This window comes from Sporolactobacillus spathodeae, assembly GCF_016908935.1.
GTDB classification, from domain to species: Bacteria; Bacillota; Bacilli; order Bacillales; family Sporolactobacillaceae; genus Sporolactobacillus; species Sporolactobacillus spathodeae.
Genome location: NZ_JAFBEV010000050.1, coordinates 1 through 1,623, shown reverse-complemented (window position 1 = coordinate 1,623; position 1,623 = coordinate 1). Strand labels below are relative to the sequence as shown.

General features: G+C 48.4%; 1 protein-coding gene. It reads left to right on the top strand.

All coding sequences use genetic code 11. The features are described from left to right. Nucleotides 1-244 precede the first annotated feature (244 nt). Nucleotides 245-1,588, top strand: a complete 1,344-nt coding sequence (gene ltrA, locus JOC27_RS13310; RefSeq protein WP_239530333.1) for a group II intron reverse transcriptase/maturase — start codon at nucleotides 245-247, stop codon at nucleotides 1,586-1,588. The last annotated feature ends 35 nt before the right edge of the window (nucleotides 1,589-1,623 follow it).

Here is a 1,623-nt window from a genome sequence, read left to right as displayed (position 1 = left end):
GTCCGACAAGAAGGATGAATTTCCTACAGACGCAATCGGAGCACAAGCGATAAGCAAGGCTCGGATGAATGGCGAGAAGTCAGCAGAGGTCATAGTAGGTGCAACCAACGGTTGCACTGAAGGACTGAACCATAATTAAATCTGATGGAATCAGGAGGTGGGATCGTTGCCAAGAAAGCAGAATACATCGAGAGATGGCTCCCTGCAGAAACATAGGCTGGAAGCTGAAAGCTATGCAGGAGCGCTGAGTAACGGTCACAAGGAACGAGAAAATCAGAGTCGCGCATGTCTTATTGATAAAGTGATTGAGCCACAAAATCTTTGGAAGGCTTGTCTAAGCGTCAAACGCAACCATGGTGCACCCGGTATTGATGGGATGACCACTGAGGAACTTGTGCCAACAGTTAAGAAGTACTATCAGCCCTTAATCCAAAAGCTGAAAGAAGGCACGTACCAACCCCAACCGGTCAAACGTGTACGGATTCCAAAACCGGATGGGTCAGCGCGCAAGCTGGGTATTCCGCGTGTCTTGGACCGAATGGTCCAACAGGCTATCTACCAAGTGCTCGTGCCGATACTGGACCCGTCGTTTTCCAAATACAGCTATGGATTCCGCCCACATCGAAGCGCACAGATGGCTATTCGTCAGTCTGAGACCTACTGGTCAGAGGGTTACCGCGTTGCGGTCATCTGCGACCTCAAAAGTTACTTTGACACGATTAATCATCAACGCTTAATGGCCTACCTAGAACGCTTCATCTCGGATAAGGTGATTCTCAAACTGATTTGGAAGTTCCTAAACGCAGGCTTTATGGATGGAGAAACCTTTTCAGCAACGCGAGAGGGAGCCCCGCAGGGCGGCAACTTATCGCCGCTCCTCGCGAATCTCTACCTCGACCAACTGGATAAAGAGCTGGAACGGCGCGGACATAAATTCGTTCGTTATGCGGACGACTTTCGCATTTATGTCAGCAGCAAACGAGCAGGCGAACGTGTCCTGAAGTCCGTTACGTACTTCTTAGAAAATAAACTTGGACTCGCTGTAAACCCATCAAAAAGTTGTGTGGGTAGCCCAATGAAGCACAAGTTTCTCGGCTTCCGTTTATACCGCATGAAACAGACGGTCACCTGTTACCCAGATAGTACGGCAAAACAGAGACTGCTCCGCAAGTTGAAGAAAATTACACGTCGAAATCGCCCGGGTACATTCCAAAATATTGCTCAAGAGATTAATCAGACAGCTATTGGCTGGATTAACTACTATGCGATTGGTGCGATGAAAACATTTCTAATACGAACGAAGCAATGGCTCAACCATCGGCTTCGCCAACTTATATGGAAACGATGGAAATCTGTTCGCACGCGTTACAGACAACTCAGACGATTTGGCATTGACCATGATGAAGCCCTGAAACTAGCGGGCAGTCGGAAAAAGTATTGGCGTCTCTCGCATAGTGAAACCCTTCATCGTGCTATTCAAAACAAAACACTCATACGATGGGGCATTAAAGATTGGTTGCCTCAGTATGAGCGTATGCGTGTAAATTATGGAACCGCCGTGTACGGAACCGTACGCACGGTGGTGTGAGAGGTCGGAAGCCGAAGGCTTCCTCCTACTCGATT